Source organism: Ruminococcus hominis (genome assembly GCF_014287355.1).
GTDB classification, from domain to species: Bacteria; Bacillota; Clostridia; order Lachnospirales; family Lachnospiraceae; genus Schaedlerella; species Schaedlerella hominis.
Window position 1 is genome coordinate 1 of sequence record NZ_JACOPE010000003.1, and the last position, 3,044, is coordinate 3,044.

Genomic DNA, 3,044 nt, shown 5'->3' on the forward strand with positions numbered 1-3,044 from the left:
CATGACCAGAAGAGCAAGCAGCGGAAGACCCATGTTCACATCATCGTGGTTTGGGGCGGCAACACGACCCGCAAGGCGATAATCAACGTCCTGAACCGCTTGAGCGCGGACGGCAAGAGGTGCTGCTCCTCTGCGGAGCCAGTCAACAACATCAGGCACGCATACGACTACCTCATCCACGACACGGCATCGTGCCGAAAGAAGGGCAAGGAACTGTACCCAGTCGAAGCCCGCATCGAGGGGAATAACTTCGACATCGGGCAGCTTGAGCAGCTCTCGACCAAGGACAAGCAGGACATGCTCTTCGAGTTGGTCGGCTTCATCATGGTCGAGAAGTTCGAGACCATCAATGACTTCACGACTGCGGCGTTGCGTGAGTTCCCCGAGCAGTACCGAGAAATCATCGTCGGCTACAACTCGATTCTCGAGCGCTACTGTCGCGGCAACTACCTGAACGCCGAACGCAAGCGCAAGGCACGTGAGACAGGCGCGTGCGGAAAAGTAGACGGGTCAATGGAGCAATGCGTGACTACGGGGGCGGAGTAGTTCCGCGTAGCGGATCTACGGAGACCTCGTTCACGGATTGCGGAATTGACGCGGCGGTCGAGCCAAAAGACAGACTGGGAAGAGGGTCGATGTGAGCGCAAGCTCCCATCGACCCTTTCCTTGCCCAAGTCTGCGAGCGCGGGAGGGCTGGGGATGGGATTCCCATATCGAGCGTGATTCTGGGGGTGGTTCGGAGGGGCGCACTCATTATTTTTCGCTAACTACGTCCGAAAAATAATGTGACAAATGACAAATGACAAATCAGGTTGAGCGGGGGAGTTTGAGGGGGCTTGCCCCCTCATGCGAGCGCCGCCGCGAGCTGCCCGAGAACGTGAGCGACGCCGCGAACGGACGAGGGCTGGGGGGTCTCGGGGGGAACGCCCGAGCGGGTCAAGGGCGGCGCCCTTGCACGGCCAAACGCAGTTTGGTATACCGTGACTATACCAAAGTCGCTAACGCACCTTTAGGTGGTTCGAACTCGGGAGTTTGACATGACCGTAGCACCCTTGATTGCCATGAAGTCGACCAAATGTGACAGCCTTGAAGCCGTGGGCAAGGAGCTAGACAGGCGGGCGCACACCTACGCAAACGATGTTGACCAGAGCGGCCGGCATGTCGGGTACCTGTGCCGCGCGGGGGATGAGAGTCCCGTTCCGCTCGAACAGGCCATCGAGCGTCGTATGGGCGAGCTGAACACCAAGCGGAAAATCAGGGACAATCAAGTCCGCGCGATGGGGTTCATCGTCTCAAGCAACGATGCCTTAGACGAGAAGGACGCGAGGGAGTTTCTGGATAGGTCGGTTCAGTGGTTCGGGGCGCGGTACGGATACGAGAACCTGCTCGCCGCCCAGATTCATCTGGACGAGGGCACACCGCATGCGCACATCTGGGTTGCCCCAGTCATTCGCGGCGAGGACGGCCACGATCGCCTGTGCGCCAAGGAGCTGTTCGCCCCAGACAAGCGCCGCAAGAACGCGGAGGGCAAGTGGGAGGTGACCGCGCAGGGCACCATGAGCCGCTTGCAGGAGGACTTCTGGGAGCAGGTGGCCAAGCCCTACGGGTATGAGCGCCCAATGCGCCACGAGCTGCGCTCAAAGGGCTACAGGAGCCTTGATGCCTACAAGGTGCAGGTCGGCACCACGCGGGCGCTCAAGTCCGAGATAGAGACCCTTGAGGGCGCGAGGGACAAGGCGAAGCACGGTGCGATAACCGCCAAGCGCGAGCTGGACGGTCTCGAGCAGCTTAGGGTTGAGAGCCATGTCAAATTGGGTGCCGTGACCGCCAAGGTCGATGAAAAGCGGGCGCAAGCTGCGGAGATTGACCGCAAAATCGCGGAAAAAATGGCCGAGCTTGACCGCTTGGACGGCGAAATCGGCGAGAAAATCGAGCTGCGAAACGAGGTGGGCGAGAGCCTCCAGCGCGAGCAGCGGCGATTGGAGTCGGTTCGGCGCGGAACGCGAGCAGTTGCGCGAGACGTTGAGGAGCTTCGACCCGTCGCTGCCGAGATTGGGCGCTGGGAAGCTGCGGGGCGCGCTGAGCGCGGCACAATTCTCGATTCAATCGCTGCTCGATGCGCAGGAGCGGCGAGAGCAGCTAGAGCGGCAATTGAGGAGCTTGGAGACCGCATCTGGGCATTGATGCGTCCCAGGAAGGCGCAGCGCACCGAGCGCGGCTTGGATGATGTGATGAGGGGTGCCACGGAAGTGGCGAAGGCATGGAACCGAAGCCACGAAGCGCCTGCGCGGTCGCGCGGGCAGGCGCGGTGATGTGTTATAGTAGTACCTGTATTACAGCATAGGAGGTACGGCATGGCTACCGCAGTTACTTCAATGAGGATTCCAACAGACCTGAACGAACGATACAGCAGGCTTGCGAAGGAAACTGGCAGGTCAAGGAGCTTTTACGTGAACGAAGCCCTGCAGGAAGCTATCGATCGATTTGAGTACGAGTACGGCATTCTCAAGGACATCGAGGACTATCGCGCCGGCAGGCTTGAGACCTACAGCATCGATGAGGTGAGGGCTCACTGTGGCCTGGCGAATTGATTTCACGAGGAACGCCGACAAGGCGATGCGCAAGCTGGACAGGGGCATCGCCGCGAGGATATTCGAAGAGCTTGACGAGATAGCGAAGCTCGAAGACCCGAGAGTCAGGGGCAAGTCCCTGACGGGGAACCTAGCGGGCGTGTGGCGCTACAGGGTCGGCGACTATCGGATTCTGTGCGACATCGATGACGGCAGGCTCGTGATTCTCGTGGTTGATGTGGCGCATAGGCGCGAGGTCTACAAGCGCAGGTAAAAAAGAAAAAGCCCCAGCAAGCTTGGCGGCAGCAGGGGCATTCGAGACAAGGAGATTATAGCATGGCGGCAAACGCTGGCGAGACGAAGGTAAAGCTCTGGGAGGGAATCTGCTACCCAGAGAACATGCTCGATGATTGGCAGGAGGAGATAGACGACATCCTCCAAGTTCCGTTCGCTTACGCAATTCACGACATCGAC

4 protein-coding genes are annotated in these 3,044 nt (G+C 59.5%); all 4 read left to right on the plus strand.

Translation table 11 applies throughout. The features are described from left to right. The coding region (locus H8S40_RS15905) for a Rep family protein (protein WP_186865711.1) at window positions 1-546 on the plus strand (546 nt) is incomplete at its 5' end. Between the two features lie 491 nt (window positions 547-1,037). Beyond that, window positions 1,038-2,312, plus strand: coding sequence for a MobV family relaxase (gene mobV / locus H8S40_RS15910; protein WP_186865712.1), 1,275 nt, complete (start codon window positions 1,038-1,040; stop codon window positions 2,310-2,312). 42 nt (window positions 2,313-2,354) lie between these two features. Then, window positions 2,355-2,591, plus strand: coding sequence for a type II toxin-antitoxin system RelB family antitoxin (relB, locus tag H8S40_RS15915; protein WP_117565053.1), 237 nt, complete (start codon window positions 2,355-2,357; stop codon window positions 2,589-2,591). Next, window positions 2,575-2,844 carry a type II toxin-antitoxin system RelE family toxin gene (locus H8S40_RS15920; protein WP_186865713.1) on the plus strand — a complete coding sequence of 90 codons (270 nt, stop codon included), beginning with the start codon at window positions 2,575-2,577 and terminating at the stop codon, window positions 2,842-2,844. The genes relB and H8S40_RS15920 overlap by 17 nt, the downstream gene beginning before the upstream one ends. Window positions 2,845-3,044 lie beyond the last annotated feature (200 nt).